This window comes from Streptomyces sp. NBC_00775, assembly GCF_036347135.1.
GTDB lineage: Bacteria > Actinomycetota > Actinomycetes > Streptomycetales > Streptomycetaceae > Streptomyces > Streptomyces lutosisoli.
The window spans coordinates 3,078,005-3,096,563 of the sequence record NZ_CP108938.1 but is presented as its reverse complement, the minus strand read 5'-3'; the positions used below and the strand labels follow the sequence as shown (position 1 = coordinate 3,096,563).

Annotated in this window: 11 protein-coding genes; 8 read left to right on the top strand and 3 right to left on the bottom strand. The window is 70.6% G+C overall.

The genetic code is table 11. The features are described 5' to 3' along the window. Positions 1-46: 46 nt before the first annotated feature. Both OIC96_RS13710 and OIC96_RS13705 read left to right on the top strand, forming a co-directional pair. Positions 47-3,883 (top strand): AAA family ATPase, encoded by a 3,837-nt coding sequence (locus OIC96_RS13710; RefSeq protein ID WP_330307561.1) that lies wholly within the window; start codon positions 47-49, stop codon positions 3,881-3,883. A gap of 253 nt (positions 3,884-4,136) precedes the next feature. Continuing rightward, positions 4,137-5,555, top strand: a complete 1,419-nt coding sequence (locus OIC96_RS13705) for a sugar porter family MFS transporter (RefSeq protein ID WP_330307562.1) — start codon at positions 4,137-4,139, stop codon at positions 5,553-5,555. 103 nt (positions 5,556-5,658) lie between these two features. On the opposite strand, the gene OIC96_RS13700 is transcribed toward OIC96_RS13705, so the two are convergent. Both OIC96_RS13700 and OIC96_RS13695 read right to left on the bottom strand, forming a co-directional pair. Further along, the gene (locus OIC96_RS13700) at positions 5,659-6,648 is read right to left on the bottom strand and encodes an LLM class flavin-dependent oxidoreductase (RefSeq protein ID WP_330307563.1); all 990 of its coding nucleotides are present in this window, start codon (positions 6,646-6,648) and stop codon (positions 5,659-5,661) included. 47 nt (positions 6,649-6,695) lie between these two features. Further along, positions 6,696-8,069 (bottom strand): cytosine permease, encoded by a 1,374-nt coding sequence (locus OIC96_RS13695; protein WP_406502124.1) that lies wholly within the window; start codon positions 8,067-8,069, stop codon positions 6,696-6,698. Positions 8,070-8,236: 167 nt separating this feature from the next. On the opposite strand from OIC96_RS13695, the gene ftsY reads away from it, so the two are divergent. Beyond that, on the top strand, positions 8,237-9,448 hold the full coding sequence (gene ftsY, locus OIC96_RS13690) for a signal recognition particle-docking protein FtsY (protein ID WP_330307564.1): 1,212 nt from the start codon (positions 8,237-8,239) through the stop codon (positions 9,446-9,448). A 124-nt stretch (positions 9,449-9,572) separates the two neighbouring features. Here ftsY and OIC96_RS13685 read toward each other — a convergent pair whose 3' ends face one another. Beyond that, positions 9,573-10,235 (bottom strand): bifunctional DNA primase/polymerase, encoded by a 663-nt coding sequence (locus OIC96_RS13685; RefSeq protein WP_330307565.1) that lies wholly within the window; start codon positions 10,233-10,235, stop codon positions 9,573-9,575. Positions 10,236-10,683: 448 nt separating this feature from the next. On the opposite strand from OIC96_RS13685, the gene nsdA reads away from it, so the two are divergent. From nsdA to ffh, 5 genes are all read left to right on the top strand, one after another. Further along, positions 10,684-12,168: a transcriptional repressor NsdA gene (nsdA, locus tag OIC96_RS13680; protein ID WP_330307566.1), complete on the top strand. Its 1,485-nt coding sequence runs from the start codon at positions 10,684-10,686 to the stop codon at positions 12,166-12,168. A 337-nt stretch (positions 12,169-12,505) separates the two neighbouring features. Next, positions 12,506-13,846, top strand: coding sequence for an ammonium transporter (locus OIC96_RS13675; protein ID WP_330307567.1), 1,341 nt, complete (start codon positions 12,506-12,508; stop codon positions 13,844-13,846). Further along, the gene (locus tag OIC96_RS13670) at positions 13,843-14,181 is read left to right on the top strand and encodes a P-II family nitrogen regulator (protein ID WP_054235369.1); all 339 of its coding nucleotides are present in this window, start codon (positions 13,843-13,845) and stop codon (positions 14,179-14,181) included. The genes OIC96_RS13675 and OIC96_RS13670 overlap by 4 nt, the downstream gene beginning before the upstream one ends. A 41-nt stretch (positions 14,182-14,222) precedes the next feature. Continuing rightward, positions 14,223-16,679, top strand: coding sequence for a [protein-PII] uridylyltransferase (locus tag OIC96_RS13665; protein ID WP_330307568.1), 2,457 nt, complete (start codon positions 14,223-14,225; stop codon positions 16,677-16,679). A 201-nt stretch (positions 16,680-16,880) separates the two neighbouring features. Then, complete coding sequence (gene ffh / locus OIC96_RS13660; protein ID WP_330307569.1) at positions 16,881-18,431, top strand: signal recognition particle protein; 1,551 nt, start codon at positions 16,881-16,883, stop codon at positions 18,429-18,431. Positions 18,432-18,559 lie beyond the last annotated feature (128 nt).

Genomic DNA, 18,559 nt, shown 5'->3' with positions numbered 1-18,559 from the left:
GCGCGTTCATGGAGTGAGACCGGCACGAAAGGTAGAGTCCGGCGGCGTGCACCTCAAGGCCCTGACCCTGCGCGGGTTCAAATCGTTCGCCTCGGCGACCACGCTGCGGTTCGAGCCGGGCATCACCTGTGTTGTGGGCCCCAATGGCTCGGGCAAGTCCAATGTCGTGGACGCCCTGAGCTGGGTCATGGGCGAGCAGGGGGCCAAGTCGCTGCGCGGCGGCAAGATGGAGGACGTCATCTTCGCCGGCACCACCGGGCGGCCGCCGCTCGGCCGGGCCGAGGTGTCGCTGACCATCGACAACTCCGACGGGGCGCTGCCCATCGAGTACGCCGAGGTCACCATCACGCGGATCATGTTCCGCAACGGCGGCAGCGAGTACCAGATCAACGGTGACACCTGCCGCCTCCTCGACATCCAGGAGCTGCTGTCCGACTCGGGCATCGGCCGCGAGATGCACGTCATCGTCGGCCAGGGCCAGCTCGACTCCGTCCTGCACGCCGACCCGATGGGCCGCCGCGCGTTCATCGAGGAGGCCGCGGGCGTCCTCAAGCACCGCAAGCGCAAGGAGAAGGCGCTGCGGAAGCTGGACGCGATGCAGGCGAACCTGGCCCGCGTCCAGGACCTCACCGACGAACTGCGCCGCCAGCTCAAGCCGCTGGGCCGGCAGGCCGCCGTCGCCCGCCGAGCCGCCGTCATCCAGGCCGACCTGCGCGACGCGCGTCTGCGCCTGCTCGCCGACGATCTCGTACGGCTTCGGGGGGCGCTCCAGTCCGAGATCGCCGACGAGGCCGCGCTGAAGGAACGCAAGGAAGCCGCGGAGGCCGAGCTGAAGAAGGCGCTCCAGCGGGAGGCTCTCCTGGAGGACGAGGTGCGGCAGCTCACGCCGCGCCTCCAGCGCGCCCAGCAGACCTGGTACGAGCTCTCGCAGCTCGCCGAGCGGGTGCGCGGCACGATCTCGCTGGCCGACGCGCGCGTGAAGAGCGCCACCTCCGTGCCCGCCGAGGAACGGCGCGGACGTGAGCCCGAGGACATGGAGCGCGAGGCCGCGCGGATCCGGGAGCAGGAGGCCGAGCTCGAAGCGGCCCTGGAGGCGGCCGAGCACGCTCTGGAGGACACCGTCGCGCACCGCGCCGAACTGGAGCGGGAGCTCGCCGTCGAGGAGCGTCGCCTCAAGGACGTGGCCCGCGCCATCGCCGACCGCCGCGAGGGCCTCGCCCGCCTCAACGGCCAGGTCAACGCCGCCCGTTCGCGCGCCGCATCCGCGCAGGCCGAGATCGACCGGCTCGCCTCCGCCCGTGACGAGGCGCAGGAGCGGGCGGTCGCGGCCCAGGAGGAGTACGAGCAGTTGAAGGCCGAGGTCGACGGCCTCGACGCGGGCGATGCGGAGCTGACCGAGCAGCACGAGGCGGCCAAGCGGGCGCTGTCCGACGCCGAGTCCGCCCTGACGGCGGCCCGCGAGGCGGCCACGGCGGCGGAACGCAGACGCGCCGCCACCCAGGCCCGCCACGAGGCTCTCGCCCTCGGGCTGCGCCGCAAGGACGGCACGGGAGCGCTGCTGGGCGCGAAGGACCGGCTGTCGGGGCTGCTGGGTCCCGCGGCCGAACTGCTCTCCGTCACCCCCGGCTTCGAGGTCGCCCTGGCCGCCGCGTTCGGTGCGGCTGCCGACGCCATCGCGGTCACCACCCCCGCCTCGGCGGCCGACGCCATCCGCCTTCTGCGCAAGCAGGACGCGGGACGCGCGGCACTGTTGTTGGCGGGGGCGCCGGAGGAGCGGGACCAGGAAGCGCGCCCTGGCAGGGCGGACGGCGCCGGAAGGGATGCGTACGCCCCCACCAGCGACGTGCGCGCGGGCGCGGGCGTGGAAGCGAACGCCGCCTCGGGGGACGCGCACGCGGGCGCGGGCGCGAACCCGTACGGCGCCCCCAGTGACGTAGGCGCGGATGCATATGCCCCCTCCAACGACACACGCGCAGGCGCCGACGTGGAAGCGCACGCCCCCACCGGCGACGCACGCCAGGGCACACGCGCAGAAGCGCACGCCCCCACTAGCGCCGTACCCCGTCAAGCCCGCCACGACGGCCCCCCGCACGCCGCCGACCTCGTCCGAGGCCCCGCCGAGCTCATGCCCGCCGTACGGCGACTGCTGCGCGGCATCGTCGTCGTGGGCACCCTCGAAGACGCCGAGGATCTCGTCTATGCGCGGCCCGAACTCACCGCAGTCACCGCCGAGGGAGACCTGCTCGGCGCGCACTTCGCGCACGGTGGGTCGGCCGGGGCGCCCAGTCTGCTCGAAGTGCAGGCGTCCGTGGACGAGGCGGCGGCCGAGCTCGAAGAGCTCGCCGTACGGTGTGAGGAGTTGACCGAGGCTCAGCACCTCGCCACCGAACTGCGCGGGGAACGTGCCGCGCTCGTCGAGGAGTTGGGCGAGCGGCGGCGGGCCGCCGAGCGGGAGAAGTCGTCCGTGGCGCAGCAGCTCGGGCGGCTGGCCGGGCAGGCGCGGGGGGCTGCCGGAGAGGCCGAGCGGAGCACGGCCGCCGCCGCGCGGGCGCAGGAGGCGCTCGACCAGGCCGTCGAGGAGGCCGAGGAGCTGGCCGAGCGGCTCGCCGTGGCCGAGGAGATGCCCGTCGAGGAGGAGCCCGACACCTCCGTGCGCGACCGGCTCGCCGCCGACGGCGCCAACGCACGGCAGACCGAGATGGAGGCCCGGCTCCAGGTGCGTACGCACGAGGAGCGGGTCAAGGGACTCGCCGGGCGGGCCGACGGACTCGACCGGGCCGCACGGGCGGAACGTGAGGCACGCGCGCGTGCCGAGCAGCGGCGGGCCCGGCTGCGGCACGAAGCGGCGGTCGCCGAGGCCGTCGCCTCCGGCGCCCGCCAGCTGCTCGCGCATGTCGAGGTCTCGCTGACCCGGGCCGAGGAGGAGCGGGCCGCCGCCGACAGCGCCAAGGCCCGCAGGGAGCAGGACCTCGTCGCCGCCCGCAACGAAGGCCGCGACCTCAAGGCGGAGCTCGACAAGCTCACGGACTCGGTGCACCGCGGCGAGGTACTCGGAGCCGAGAAGCGGATGCGCATCGAGCAGCTGGAGTCGAAGGCGCTGGAGGAGCTCGGTGTCGAACCGGCGGGGCTCGTCGCCGACTACGGCCCCGACCAGCTCGTGCCGCCGTCGCTCCCCGCCGAGGGCGAGGAACTCCCCGAGGACCCGGAGCACCCGCGCAACCAGCCCCGGCCGTTCCACCGCGCCGAGCAGGAGAAGCGGCTCAAGTCAGCCGAACGGGCGTATCAGCAGCTCGGCAAGGTCAACCCGCTCGCGCTGGAGGAGTTCGCCGCGCTGGAGGAGCGCCACAAGTTCCTCAGCGAGCAGCTGGAGGACCTCAAGAAGACGCGCGCCGACCTGCTTCAGGTGGTGAAGGAGGTCGACGAGCGCGTCGAACAGGTCTTCACCGAGGCGTACCGGGACACGGCCCGGCAGTTCGAGGGGGTCTTCAGCCGGCTGTTCCCGGGCGGGGAGGGGCGGCTGATTCTGACCGATCCCGACAACATGCTCACCACGGGTGTGGACGTCGAGGCCCGGCCTCCGGGCAAGAAGGTCAAGCGCCTGTCCCTGCTCTCCGGCGGGGAGAGGTCCCTCACCGCCGTCGCGCTCCTTGTGTCCATCTTCAAGGCGCGGCCCAGCCCGTTCTATGTGATGGACGAGGTCGAGGCCGCGCTCGACGACACCAACCTTCAGCGGCTGATCCGGATCATGCAGGAGCTCCAGGAGGCCTCGCAGCTGATCGTGATCACGCACCAGAAGCGCACGATGGAGGTCGCCGACGCGTTGTACGGCGTCTCCATGCAGGGCGACGGTGTGTCGAAGGTCATCAGTCAGCGGCTCCGCTAGATACGTGTAGCCCACACCGGTCATGACCTGGGCTTCTCGTTGACTTCAAGTAATGAACACAGGGCTAGCGGCACTGTGCCCAAAATTCATAGCAAGCGAACTGTTGACTTCGAAACTTGAAGGCATAGTCTCTGCAACGTTGCTTTTACCTTCAGGTGGTGGGTGGCGCGTTGGTGTGCGCCACTTGAACCAGTCCTGAAGGGCTTGCCCCCCACACCCCCGGCAGCGAGGCCGGTGGCCCGAGGAGTTACACGTGACCAGCACCGCGCAGGCACCCAATTCAGGAGCCAGGACGGCTCACCCCGAACATCTCGGGCATGTCATCTTCATCGCGGCGGCGGCCGCGATGGGCGGCTTCCTCTTCGGTTACGACAGTGCCGTGATCAACGGCGCCGTCGAAGCGATCCGCAGCCGCTACGACATCGGCTCGGCGGCGCTGGCGCAGGTCATCGCCATCGCGCTGATCGGCTGCGCCATCGGCGCGGCGACCGCGGGCCGCATAGCCGACCGCATCGGCCGTATCCGCTGCATGCAGATCTCCTCTGTCCTGTTCACGATCAGCGCCGTCGGTTCCGCGCTGCCCTTCGCGCTGTGGGACCTCGCCTTCTGGCGCATCGTCGGCGGTTTCGCCATCGGCATGGCCTCCGTCATCGGCCCCGCCTACATCGCCGAGGTCTCCCCGGCCGCCTACCGCGGTCGTCTCGGCTCCTTCCAGCAGGCCGCGATCGTCGTCGGCATCGCCATCTCGCAGCTGGTCAACTGGGGCATCCTGAACGCAGCCGGCGGCGACCAGCGCGGCGACGTCATGGGTCTCGAAGCCTGGCAGGTCATGCTCGGTGTCATGGTCGTCCCGGCCGTCCTCTACGGTCTGCTCTCCTTCGCGATCCCCGAGTCGCCGCGCTTCCTGATCTCCGTGGGCAAGGACGAGCGCGCCCGAGAGGTGCTCAAGGAGGTCGAGGGCGAGAAGGTCGACCTGGACGCCCGCGTCGTCGAGATCGAGCACGCCATGAAGAGCGAGCACAAGTCGACCTTCAAGGACCTGCTCGGCGGCAGCTTCTTCTTCAAGCCGATCGTCTGGGTCGGTATCGGCCTCTCGGTCTTCCAGCAGTTCGTCGGCATCAACGTCGCGTTCTACTACTCCTCGACGCTGTGGCAGTCGGTCGGCGTCGACCCGACGGACTCGTTCCTGTACTCGTTCACCACGTCGATCATCAACATCATCGGCACCGTGATCGCCATGATCTTCGTGGACCGGATCGGCCGTAAGCCGCTCGCGCTCATCGGCTCCGTCGGCATGGTCATCGGTCTCGGCCTCGAGGCCTGGGCCTTCTCCTTCGACCTGGTGGACGGCAAGCTGCCGGCGACCCAGGGCTGGGTCGCCCTGATCGCCGCCCACGTGTTCGTCCTCTTCTTCGCCCTCTCCTGGGGCGTCGTGGTCTGGGTCTTCCTCGGCGAGATGTTCCCGAACAAGATCCGCGCCGCCGCGCTGGGCGTCGCCGCCTCCGCGCAGTGGATCGCCAACTGGGCCATCACCGCGAGCTTCCCGTCGCTGGCCGACTGGAACCTCTCCGCGACCTACGTGATCTACACGATCTTCGCCGCGCTCTCCATCCCCTTCGTGCTCAAGTTCGTGAAGGAGACCAAGGGCAAGGCCCTGGAGGAGATGGGCTAGTCCCGCTCCGGAGCCCGCAGACAAGGCTCCCCGAAACGCGGGGAGAAGGGCCAAGTCCCCGCTGCCCCTCTCCTCGTACTCGTAAGAGACGTACCGCCCCGGCTCAGCCTCCGAGATTCTCGGAGTCGTTGAGCCGGGGCAGTACGTTTTCGCAGAACAGGTGCAGGCTGCGCCAGCCCTCGTCGACCGGCATCCCACCGGACAGCGGATGCAGCACGTAGTTGTCCAGGCCCTGCGCCACGCACGCGTCGGGCGTGAGGATCCGGTAGACGCCCTCGGCGCGCAGCTCCTCCACCGTCGTGGCCGCCGACTTCACCGCCGAGCGGATGTCACCGGACTGCCAGGAGGCGTACGTCCGTGCCTCGTGCAGGAAGTGCTTGCCGTACTCGGCCCACGCCCGATCCGGGTCCTCGGCGATGTGCAGCAGCGGGGTCTCGGCGGCGGGCATCATGGTCCAGCCCTCGGTGCCGTACTCGATGAGCCGCTCCTTGTAGTACGCCTCCAGCTCCGGGAGGTGCGCGCTCGGGAAGAACGGCAGCCCGAGCCGGGCGGCGCGCCGGGCCGCGGCCTTGGACGAACCGCCGACCAGCAGCAGAGGGTGCGGGTCCGAGAACGGGCGCGGCGTGACCCGGACCGTACGGCCCCGATAGGTGAACTCCTCGCCGGTCCACGCCTTCAGCACCGTCTCCAGAAGCTCGTCCTGGAGCCTGCCGCGCCGCTTCCAGTCCACGTCGAAGAGGGCGTACTCCTCGGGCCGGTAGCCGATTCCGGCCACCGTCACCAGCCGTCCGCCGCTGAGCAGATCGAGTACGGCGATGTCCTCGGCGAGACGCAGCGGATCGTGCAGCGGGCCGATGACCGCCGAGACGGTGACCGCGATGTGCCGGGTCGCCCCGAAGACCGCGCCCGCGAACGCGAACGGCGAGGGCAGCCAGTTGTTGGCGACGCCGTGGTGCTCCTCGGTCTGCACGGTGGTGAGGGAGCGGTCGTCGGCGTACGCGGCCATCTCAACGGCCGCCTTGTAGCGGGCACTCAGCGACGCGGGGGTGGCGTCGGGGTCAACGAGGTTGAAGCGTACGACCGTTACGGGCATGGGGAGCCCCCCTTCGTGTGTGGAGGGGGACGGTAGCTGACGGTGCGTCAGACAGCCATAGCGGGGGACTCTTTGACGGGCTCGGGCCGCTCGGGTGCGACCACCGCGGGCTTCGGCAGAACGGCGTACAGCAGGAAGGAGACCACGATCGTCGCCACCCAGCCGAGGCCGTACTCGCCGATGGGGTTGCCCGCCGCCAGCGGTCCGGTGAACCAGTCGGAGGTGGTGAACAGCAGCCCCGAGCCGAGCCCGGCCGCCCAGGCGGCGACCGCGGCGGGGCTGAAGCCGCCCCGGTACCAGTAGGCGCTGGTGGGCGTGGTGTCGAGCAGGGCCCCGGCGTCGTACTCCTCACGGCGCAGCATGTCCGCGCCGAAGACGCCGACCCAGGCCGAGAAAGCGACGGCGAGCAGCGACAGGAAGGCGATGAACGAGCCCATGAAGCTGGTCGCGGCCAGCATCAGCACGCCGCCGAAGACCAGCGAGATCACGGCGTTCACCGAAACGGCCCAGTGCCGCGGCACTTTGAAGCCGAGTGTCTGCGCGGTGAAGCCCGCCGAGTACATCGACATGGCGTTGATCAGCAGCATGCCGACCAGGGCGATGAGCAGATACGGCACCGCGATCCACAGCGGCAGGATCTCGCCGAGGAAGGAGACTGGGTCGGCGGCCGAGGCCAGGTCCGGCGTGGAGACCGCCATGACGGCGCCCATCAGAACCATGGGGAGTACGACGATGCCGGCGCCGCCGACGGAGTTGCGTACGATCGCCGCGGACGACGCCGTACGCGGGAGGTAGCGCGTGAAGTCCGGCGACGACGGCACCCAGCTGATGCCGCCGGCCGCGATCAGCCCGGCGCCCGTGATCATCAGGGACACCGGCCCCGCCGGCTGCCCGAAGACCTTGTCCCAGTCCGTGTCCACGATCAGATGGCCGAGGACGAGCACGGTGAAGCCGCCGAAGAGGCACGACGCCCACTTGTTGCACTTTCGGACGGCGTTGATGCCGAGGCCCGAGATCGCGAAGGTCGTGATGACGAAGAGCAGTAGCGTCACGACGATCAGGAACGTGTTGCTCTTGATGCCGAAGAGGATGCTGAGGACGGTGAGCAGCGCGTAGGAGCCGGTCACCGCGTTGATCGTCTCCCAGCCCCAGCGCGCGATCCAGATCAGCGAGCCGGGCAGCAGATTCCCGCGCCGGCCGAAGACGGCCCGTGACAGGGCCATGCCGGGCGCGCCGCCGCGCTTGCCCGCGATGCCGACCAGACCCACCAGGCCGTGCGTCAGGATCGGCGCCGCGAGGCCGACGGCCAAGGCCTGCCAGAAGTTGAGTCCGTAGGAGACGGCCAGGGCTGCGCCCATGGTCAGCGACCGTTGATGTCGGCGGCGAGGGCGTGTCACGGTCCACGGTATGGGCCGTGACACGCCCTGCGCGCACCCCTCTGAAGCGATACTGGGGAGCGTTGTGACTCCGCCTTCAAGGCTTCCCGCCGACGCGTGGCCGGGCGGTGGACCAGCCCGGCCCGCGGGGCAAGCAGCCCCACACGGAACGACGACCGGCCGGGCGCGAGGTCACGCATACTGGACGCGTTATGGAAACCGTCATCCTTGCTGTAGTCATCGCCGTGGTCGTGATCGGCGCGCTCGGCGGGCTCGTCGTCGGCAGTCGCAAGCGGAAGCAGCTGCCCCCGCCGCCCCCCGCCGCCCCCGACATCACCGCCCCTCCGGCCGAGCCGCATGTCGGCGACGAGGCCGAGACGCCTCGCGACGAACCGCGCCGCACGATCGAGGAGGTGGATCTCCCCGAGGGCTCGGCGGCCGCGCCGGTCGCCGTCGAGGAACCCGAGCCTGTTGTCGAGGCTCCCGCGATCGAGATCCCGGAGCCGACCGCCGGGCGCCTCGTACGCCTGCGCGCCCGTCTCTCCCGCTCACAGAACGCGCTCGGCAAGGGGCTGCTCACGCTGCTCTCGCGCGAGCACCTCGACGAGGACACCTGGGAGGAGATCGAGGACACCCTCCTCACCGCCGACGTGGGCGTGCAGCCCACCCAGGAGCTGGTCGAGCGGCTGCGCGAGCGCGTGAAGGTGCTCGGCACGCGGACGCCCGACGAACTGCGCGCGCTGCTGCGCGAGGAGCTGCTCCAGCTCCTCGTCCCCGAGTTCGACCGCGCGGTCAACACCGACTCGCCCCTCGACACTCCCGGCATCGTGATGGTCGTCGGTGTCAACGGCACCGGCAAGACCACCACCACCGGCAAGCTCGCGCGCGTGCTCGTCGCCGACGGCAAGAACGTGGTGCTCGGTGCCGCCGACACCTTCCGCGCCGCCGCCGCCGACCAGCTGCAGACCTGGGGCGAGCGCGTGGGCGCCCGCACCGTGCGCGGCCCCGAGGGCGGTGACCCCGCCTCGATCGCCTTCGACGCGGTCAAGGAGGGCATCGAGGAGGGCGCCGACGTCGTCCTCATCGACACCGCGGGCCGGCTCCACACCAAGACCGGCCTCATGGACGAGCTCGGCAAGGTCAAGCGCGTCGTCGAGAAGCACGCGCCGCTGGACGAGATCCTGCTCGTACTCGACGCGACCACCGGCCAGAACGGCCTGGTCCAGGCGCGCGTCTTCGCCGAGGTCGTCGACATCACCGGCATCGTGCTGACCAAGCTCGACGGCACCGCCAAGGGCGGCATCGTCATCGCCGTGCAGCGCGAGCTGGGCGTACCGGTCAAGCTGGTGGGTCTGGGCGAGGGCGCGGACGATCTGGCGCCGTTCGAGCCGGAGGCGTTCGTTGACGCCCTTATCGGCGAGTGAGCAGCTACTAGAGACAGACAGTAGGTGCTCACCTGCGAACATTCGCAGGTGGTCGAAGAAGCGCCCGCCCCCAAGGTGCAGTTGGGAGCGGGCGCTTCGTCATGCGGGCCCGTCGCGGTGCGGGTTACGCCCGTGACCGATGCGCCACGTACGCCAGCGTGCCCAGCAGCAGCCGTGCCTGCGGCGGCTTCGTCGCCGAGTCCAGTGCGGGGGAGCGCAGCCAGCGGACCGGGCCGAGGCCGCCCCGGTCGGAGGGCGGGGCCGTGACATACGTACCGGGGCCCAGGCCGTGCAGGTCGAGGGAGGCGTCGTCCCAGCCCATGCGGTAGAGCAGCTCGGGGAGCTCGGCCGCGGAGCCGGGGGCGACGAAGAAGTGGGCGCGGCCGTCCGGTGTGGCCGTGACCGGTCCGAGGGGGAGCCCCATCCGTTCGAGGCGGACGAGCGCGCGGCGCCCGGCGGGCTCGGCGACCTCGATCACGTCGAAGGCGCGGCCGACCGGCAGCATCACGGCGGCGCCCGGGAACTCGGACCAGGCCTCGGTCACGTCGTCGAGCGTGGCGCCGGCCGGGATCGCCGGAGCGAACTCCAGCGGATGCGCGCCCGGCGTGGGGCAGCCGGCCTTGCCGCACGAGCACGCCCCGGCGGCGGCTCGGGCGCCCGGGACCACGTCCCAGCCCCACAGCCCGGTGAACTCGGCCACGGTGGTGCACTCCGAGGAGCGGCCGCGGCGCCGCGAGCCGGGCCGGATTTCGCGCATCCCCCGACTGCTGCCGATCGTGAAGCCCATGCCCCCTCCAACGGGTCCGATGCACCAGTGGTTACGTAAGGAAAGCGGAACGTGACCCTCTGTGTTCCCACTTCCCCGAGCCGCGCCGTCCAGACGGCGCTTTGTGGTGCCCCGGGTGGTGCGCTCGGCTGCACGCGCCCCGGCGCACATCGCTCCGCCCACTCCCGGCCGACATGTGTCAAGTGAATCGCGCGCAGGCGACCCGGAGTTCATTCGAAGGGGTGGCGAATGGTGGCGTTTCCGCAATCGCCATGGCTGGACGGGTGATCGTAGGATTACTTTGAGTACACGAGTCCTGGGGGCGTGTGCACTCGTGGGTATGCCAAGGGCAAGTCGGCTTCCCGTTCGAAGGGTGAGAACTGCCGGACGCGCGGCCGTATTTACCGGCATTCTGATAGGGCTTGGGCGCACGCAGCGTGCAAGTGGTCTCAGGGATGGGGGCGTTCCAGTGGGCGGCAACGGCGAAAGCGGGACGACCGCGACTAGCACGGACAAGCGCCCCAATGAGCTGCTCGGCTCGTGGTTCGTGCGCAGCGGCTGGTCGAAGGGCGAGCTCGCACGGCAAGTGAACCGCCGGGCCCGCCAGTTGGGGGCCAACCATATTTCCACGGACACCTCGCGGGTGCGCCGCTGGCTGGACGGGGAGAACCCGCGCGAGCCGATCCCGCGGATCCTGTCCGAGCTGTTCTCCGAGCGGTTCGGCTGTGTCGTCGCCGTCGAGGATCTCGGCCTGCGCGCCGCCCACCAGTCACCGTCCGTGTCCGGGGTCGACCTGCCCTGGACGGGCCCGCAGACCGTGGCGCTGATCAGCGAGTACTCGCGCAGCGACCTGATGCTGGCGCGCCGCGGCTTCCTCGGTACGTCATTGGCCCTCTCCGCGGGCCCGTCCCTCATCGAGCCCATGCAGCGCTGGCTCGTGCCGTCGCCCCCAGCGCCCCACGAGGAGCCCGAGTCCCCGGCCGCCGCGCGCCGGCCCGGCCGGCTCTCCAAGCCCGAGCTGGACCTCCTGGAGTCCACCACGGTGATGTTCCGGCAGTGGGACGCCCAGTGCGGCGGCGGTCTGCGCCGCAAGGCGGTCGTCGGGCAGCTGCACGAAGTGACGGACCTGCTCCAGGAGCCGCAGCCCGCCGCGACCAACAAACGCCTCTTCAAGGTCGCCGCCGAGCTGGCCGAGCTCGCGGGCTGGATGAGCTACGACGTGGGACTCCAGCCCACCGCGCAGAAGTACTTCGTGCTCGCCCTGCACGCCGCCAAGGAAGCGGGCGACAAGCCGCTCGGCTCGTACGTCCTGTCCAGCATGAGCCGCCAGATGATCCACCTCGGGCGCCCCGACGACGCCCTGGAACTCATCCACCTCGCGCAGTACGGAAGCCGCGACTGCGCGAGCCCGCGTACCCAGTCGATGCTGTATGCGATGGAGGCCCGCGCCTACGCCAACATGGGCCAGCCCGGAAAGTGCAAGCGAGCCGTCCGGATGGCCGAGGACACCTTCGCCGACGTACACGAGTGGGACGACCCGGACCCCGACTGGATCCGCTTCTTCTCGAAGGCCGAGCTGTACGGCGAGAACTCGCACTCCTACCGTGACCTGGCCTATGTCGCCGGGCGCAGCCCCACGTACGCCTCCATGGCCGAGCCCCTGATGCAGGAGGCCGTAGACCTCTTCGGCAAGGACACGGAACACCAGCGTTCGTACGCACTCAACCTCATCGGCATGGCCACCGTGCACCTCCTCCAGCGTGAGCCCGAGCGGAGTGCGGTCCTGGCCAAGGAGGCGATGACGATCGCCAAGAAGGTGCGCTCCGAGCGCGTGAACACTCGTATCCGAAAGACGGTCGACACGGCGGCCCGCGACTTCGGTGACCTCGCCGAGGTCATCGACCTCACCGACCAGCTCCTGGTCGACCTGCCCGAGACCGCCGAAGCGGTCTGACCCCGGCCGCGCAAGCGGCCCCCGCCCAGTACCCCGGCCACGGCCGGCCGTCCCGAACTGCCCGACTCGGCTCCCCCATGCCAGGTCATCGGACGACCGACCGTGGCCGGTTTCATTGCCTTCGAAGAAGGTTGCGCCACGATAACGATCGCCCGGCCCGGTATCAGGCAGTTCATGGACGCGTAACACGCAAGGTGCCTTCGTCACTGCGGCGAAACATCGAGGGGCTTCGACGGAAACCGCGCTGCGCCAATCTCATGGCGCATAACCGGCCCACCCCTCACGCCCACTCAAGGCTTCGCCCGCACGGGGCCGTACCAACGACGAGGAGACGCCGATGGCACCAGCCATCACCCTTGCCGCAGAGGCACCCAAGCTGTCTGCCGCCAACACAGGGTTCATGCTCATCTGTTCCGCCCTGGTGCTCATCATGACGCCCGGTCTGGCCTTCTTCTACGGAGGCATGGTCCGCGTCAAGAGCACCCTCAACATGCTGATGATGAGCTTCATCAGCATGGGGATCATCACCATCCTGTGGGTGCTGTACGGCTTCTCCCTCGCCTTCGGCACCGACCATGGCTCGATCATCGGCTGGACGTCGGACTGGGTCGGCCTCAGCAACATCGGTCTGACCGAGCTGTGGCCCGGGTACACCATCCCGGTCTTCGTCTTCATGGTCTTCCAGCTGATGTTCGCGATCATCACGCCGGCCCTGATAAGCGGCGCCCTCGCGGACCGCGTGAAGTTCACGGCGTGGTCGCTGTTCATCGCGCTGTGGGCCACGGTCGTCTACTTCCCGGTCGCCCACTGGGTCTGGGGCACCGGCGGCTGGGCCTTCGACCTCGGCGTGATCGACTTCGCCGGTGGTACGGCGGTCCACATCAACGCGGGTGCCGCGGCGCTCGGTGTGATCCTGGTCATCGGCAAGCGCGTCGGTTTCAAGAAGGACCCGATGCGCCCGCACAGCCTCCCGCTGGTCATGCTCGGCTGCGGTCTGCTGTGGTTCGGCTGGTTCGGCTTCAACGCCGGCTCGTGGCTCGGCAACGACGACGGTGTCGGCGCGCTGATGTTCGTCAACACGCAGATCGCCACCGCCGCTGCGATGCTCGCCTGGCTCGCCTACGAGAAGATCCGCCACGGCGCGTTCACCACTCTGGGTGCCGCCTCCGGCGCGGTCGCCGGTCTGGTCGCCATCACCCCGTCCGGTGGTGCGGTCTCCCCGCTCGGCGCGATCGCCGTCGGCGTCATCGCCGGTGTCGTGTGCGCCATGGCCGTCGGCCTGAAGTACAAGTTCGGCTACGACGACTCCCTCGACGTCGTCGGCGTCCACCTCGTCGGCGGTGTCATCGGCTCCCTGCTCATCGGCTTCTTCGCCAGTGGCAAGGGCCAGTCGACCGCGACGGGCGTCTTCTACGGCGACCACTCGTTCGACCAGCTGTGGAAGCAGTGCGCCGGTGTCTTCGCCGTCCTCGCCTACTCCCTCGTCGCCTCCGCGATCCTCGCCTTCCTGATCGACAAGACGATCGGTATGCGGGTCACCGAGGACGAGGAGATCGCGGGCATCGACCAGGCGGAGCACGCCGAGACCGCATACGACTTCAGCGGCGCCGGCGGCGGCGCGGCCCGCACGGCCGTCCCGGCCCTCGCGGACGCTGAGACGAAGAAGGTGGACGCATGAAGCTCATCACCGCCGTCGTGAAGCCCCACCGGCTCGACGAGATCAAGGAGGCCCTGCAGGCCTTCGGGGTACACGGTCTGACGGTCACCGAGGCCAGCGGCTACGGTCGGCAGCGGGGACACACCGAGGTCTACCGTGGGGCCGAGTACACGGTCGACCTGGTCCCCAAGATCCGCATCGAGGTGCTGGCCGAGGACGACGACGCCGAACAGCTGATCGACGTCGTCGTGAAGGCGGCCCGCACCGGCAAGATCGGTGACGGCAAGGTGTGGTCCATCCCGGTCGAGACGGCCGTCCGGGTCCGGACCGGCGAGCGCGGCCCGGACGCGCTCTAACCGGACCCGCTCAAAAGAAGAAGAAAGACAGGAGTCGCTGGGTGACGAGTACGGACATGCGTACGGAAGCAGAGGACTCGGGACCCAGCGGCTACGCGGCGGCCCGGCTGCGCCTCCTCCAAGAGGGGGCGCGGTCCGGGCCGCCGCGCCGTGCTGCCCTCGCCGAACTGACCGACGACTGGCTGACCGGCCTGTTCACGGCCGGCTCCGAAGGGCTGCGCGGCGTCTCCCTCGTCGCCGTCGGCGGCTACGGCCGCGGTGAACTCTCCCCGCGCAGCGACCTCGACCTGCTGCTCCTGCACGACGGCAGCGACTCCGGCGCGGTCGCCGCCCTCGCCGACCGCATCTGGTACCCCGTCTGGGACCTGGGCCTGGCCCTCGACCACTCCGTCCGTACGCCCGCCGAGGCCCGCAAGACCGCCGGCGAGGACCTCAAGGTGCAGCTCGGCCTGCTGGACGCCCGGCATCTCGCGGGCGACCTCGGCCTCACCGCCGGATTGCGTACGGCCGTCCTCGCCGACTGGCGCAACCAGGCGCCGAAACGTCTCCCCGAACTCCAGGAGCTGTGCGCCGAGCGCGCCGAGCGCCAGGGCGAGCTCCAGTACCTCCTCGAGCCGGACCTGAAGGAGGCGCGCGGCGGGTTGCGCGACGCCACCGCCCTGCGCGCCGTCGCCGCCTCCTGGCTCGCGGACGCGCCCCGCGAGGGCCTCGCCGACGCGCGACGACGTCTTCTGGACGTCCGTGACGCGCTGCATCTCACCACCGGACGCGCCACCGACCGTCTCTCGCTCCAGGAGCAGGACCAGGTCGCCGCGGAACTGGGTCTGCTGGACGCCGACACGCTGCTGCGCCAGGTGTACGAGGCGGCGCGTGTCGTCTCGTACGCCAGTGATGTGACATGGCGCGAGGTGGGGCGCGTGTTGCGTTCGCGCGCCGTGCGTCCGCGCCTGCGCGCCATGCTGGGCGGCGGCGCCAAGCCCGCCGCGGAGCGCTCACCGCTCGCCGAGGGCGTGGTCGAGATGGACGGCGAGGTGGTGCTCGCACGCGCCGCGCGCCCCGAGCGCGATCACGTACTCCCGCTCCGCGCCGCAGCCGCTGCGGCACAGGCGGGGCTCCCGCTGTCCCTGCACGCCGTACGGCGCATGGCCGCGGCCGCGCGCCCCCTGCCCACGCCCTGGCCCGCCGAGGCGCGCGAGCAGCTCGTCACGCTCCTCGGCTCGGGTCGCCCGACCATCGAGGTCTGGGAGGCGCTGGAGGCCGAGGGCCTGATCACCCGGCTGCTTCCCGACTGGGAGCGGGTCCGCTGCCGCCCGCAGCGCAACGCCGTGCACATCTGGACCGTCGACCGCCACCTCATCGAGACGGCCGTCCGCGCCTCCGAACTGGCCCGCCGCGTGGGCCGCCCCGACCTGCTCCTCGTCGCCTCCCTGCTGCACGACATCGGCAAGGGCTGGCCCGGCGACCACTCCGTCGCCGGCGAGATCATCGCGCGGGACGTGGCCGCCCGGATCGGCTTCGACCGCGCGGACGTGGCGGTGCTCGCCACCCTCGTGCGGCACCATCTGCTGCTCATCGACACGGCGACCCGGCGCGACCTGGAGGACCCGGCCACCGTCCGCTCGGTCGCCGAGGCCGTCGGCTCGCAGGGCACCCTCGAACTGCTGCACGCACTGACCGAGGCGGACGCGCTGGCCACCGGGCCCGCCGCGTGGTCCTCCTGGCGCGGCTCCCTCGTCGCCGACCTGGTCAAGCGGGTCTCGGCCGTGCTCGCCGGGGACGCCCCCGAGGAGCCCGAGGACGTGGCGCCCACGGCCGAGCAGGAGCGGCTCGCGATCGAGGCGTTCCGGACCGGCGGTCCCGTACTGGCGCTGCGCGCCCAGACCGAATCGGTCGACGCCGACGCCGGCCCCACGTCGGACGACCCCGAGCCGCTGGGTGTCGAGCTCCTCATCGCCGTGCCCGACCAGCCCGGCGTGCTCCCCGCGGTCGCGGGCGTCCTCGCCATGCACCGGCTGACCGTCCGCACCGCCGAGCTGCGCGCCCTGGACCTGCCCGACGGCGTCGAAGGATCGGTGCTGCTGCTCAACTGGCGGGTCGCCGCCGAGTACGGGTCCCTGCCGCAGGCCGCCCGGCTGCGCGCCGACCTCGTCCGCGCCCTCGACGGCTCGCTCGACATCACGGCCCGTCTCGCCGAACGGGACGCCGCCTACCCGCGCCGCCGCGGGACGATCGCGCCGCCGCCGCGTGTGACGGTCGCCTCGGCCGCCTCCCGCCACGCCACGGTCATCGAGGTCCGCGCCCACGACGCCCCCGGCCTGCTGCACCGCATCGGGCGGGCCCTGGAGGACGCGAACGTCCGGGTGCGCAGCATGCACGTCTCCACGCTCGGCGCGAACGCCGTGGACGCCTTCTACGTGACGGGCACGAAGGGCGCGCCCCTGCCGGGGGAGGAGGCGGCCTCCGTGGCGCGTGCGCTGGAGGAGACGCTGAGGGCGTGAGCCCCCGGCGCGCAAGGGATCGCGGGCGCCCCGCGTACGGGATTCAAAGCGCCCCGTGTACGGGATTCGGCGTGCGCCCCCAGCCTGTTGCCGGGGCTTCTCCCGGTCTCGTACGAACGCGGTGGAGACCCCACCGCACCCGGCCAGATACCCTGGAGGGCGATTCCCTTCGCCCCCGACCCCTGAGGACCGACGAGCGCCGTGTTCGATACTCTCTCCGATCGCCTCTCAGCCACGTTCAAGAACCTGCGGGGCAAGGGCCGGCTGTCCGAAGCTGACATCGACGCCACCGCACGCGAGATCCGTATCGCGCTCCTCGAAGCCGACGTGGCCCTGCCGGTCGTGCGGACCTTCATCAAGAACGTCAAGGAGCGCGCGCTCGGTTCGGACGTCTCCAAGGCGCTGAACCCGGCCCAGCAGGTCCTGAAGATCGTGAACGATGAGCTCGTCACGATCCTCGGCGGCGAGACCCGCCGCCTCAGGTTCGCCAAGAACCCGCCCACCGTGATCATGCTCGCGGGTCTTCAGGGTGCTGGTAAGACCACGCTCGCCGGAAAGCTCGGCAAGTGGCTCAAGGACCAGGGCCACTCGCCGCTGCTGGTCGCCGCGGACCTCCAGCGCCCGAACGCCGTGAACCAGCTCAGCGTCGTCGCCGAGCGCGCCGGCGTGGCCGTCTACGCCCCCGAGCCGGGCAACGGCGTCGGCGACCCGGTCAAGGTCGCCAAGGACTCCATGGAGTTCGCGAAGACCAAGGTCCACGACATCGTGATCGTGGACACCGCCGGCCGCCTGGGCATCGACCAGGAGATGATGCAGCAGGCCGCGGACATCCGCGACGTCATCTCCCCGGACGAGATCCTCTTCGTCGTCGACGCGATGATCGGCCAGGACGCGGTCAACACCGCCGAGGCCTTCCGCGACGGTGTCGGCTTCGACGGCGTGGTGCTCTCCAAGCTCGACGGTGACGCCCGTGGTGGTGCGGCCCTGTCGATCGCCTCGGTCACCGGCAAGCCGATCATGTTCGCGTCGAACGGTGAGAAGCTCGACGACTTCGACGCCTTCCACCCGGACCGGATGGCCTCCCGCATCCTCGACATGGGTGACCTCCTCACCCTGATCGAGCAGGCGGAGAAGACGTTCAGCCAAGAAGAGGCCGAGAAGATGGCCTCCAAGCTGGCGTCCAAGAAGGGCCAGGACTTCACCCTGGACGACTTCCTGGCCCAGATGGAGCAGGTCCGGAAGATGGGCAGCATCAGCAAGCTGCTCGGCATGCTCCCGGGCATGGGCCAGATCAAGGACCAGATCAACAACCTGGACGAGCGGGACGTCGACCGTACGGCCGCCATCATCAAGTCGATGACCCCGGCCGAGCGCCAGGACGCGACGATCATCAACGGCTCGCGCCGCGCCCGTATCGCCAAGGGCTCCGGCGTCGAGGTCAGCGCCGTCAAGGGCCTGGTCGAGCGCTTCTTCGAGGCCCGCAAGATGATGTCCCGCATGGCCCAGGGCGGCGGAATGCCGGGGATGCCCGGGATGCCGGGCATGGGCGGCGGCCCCGGCCGCACCAAGAAGAAGACCAAGCAGGCCAAGGGCAAGCAGCGCTCCGGCAACCCGATGAAGCGCAAGCAGCAGGAGATCGAAGAGGCCCAGCGCCGCGAGGCCGGCGCCCAGGGCGGCAACGCCTTCGGTCTGCCGCAGCAGGGCGGCCAGGACTTCGAGCTGCCGGACGAGTTCAAGAAGTTCATGGGCTGACGGTTCTTCTCGTACAGGACCGCGTTCGCGTACGTCACTGATGTCGTCGTACGACTTTGGGGGCGCCCCTCGCCGGAGGGGCGCCCCCAACGCGTTCTGTGCGGGTGCTGGTGTGCGTTTCATGTCGT

What these genes read in the sequence shown, in the direction of transcription:
- OIC96_RS13700 (WP_330307563.1), bottom strand. Translation starts at nt 6,648, where the DNA reads ATGCCCGTAACGGTCGTACGCTTCAACCTCGTTGACCCCGACGCCACC.
- ftsY (WP_330307564.1), top strand. Translation starts at nt 8,237, where the DNA reads ATGGAAACCGTCATCCTTGCTGTAGTCATCGCCGTGGTCGTGATCGGC.
- OIC96_RS13685 (WP_330307565.1), bottom strand. Translation starts at nt 10,235, where the DNA reads ATGGGCTTCACGATCGGCAGCAGTCGGGGGATGCGCGAAATCCGGCCC.
- OIC96_RS13675 (WP_330307567.1), top strand. Translation starts at nt 12,506, where the DNA reads ATGGCACCAGCCATCACCCTTGCCGCAGAGGCACCCAAGCTGTCTGCC.
- OIC96_RS13670 (WP_054235369.1), top strand. Translation starts at nt 13,843, where the DNA reads ATGAAGCTCATCACCGCCGTCGTGAAGCCCCACCGGCTCGACGAGATC.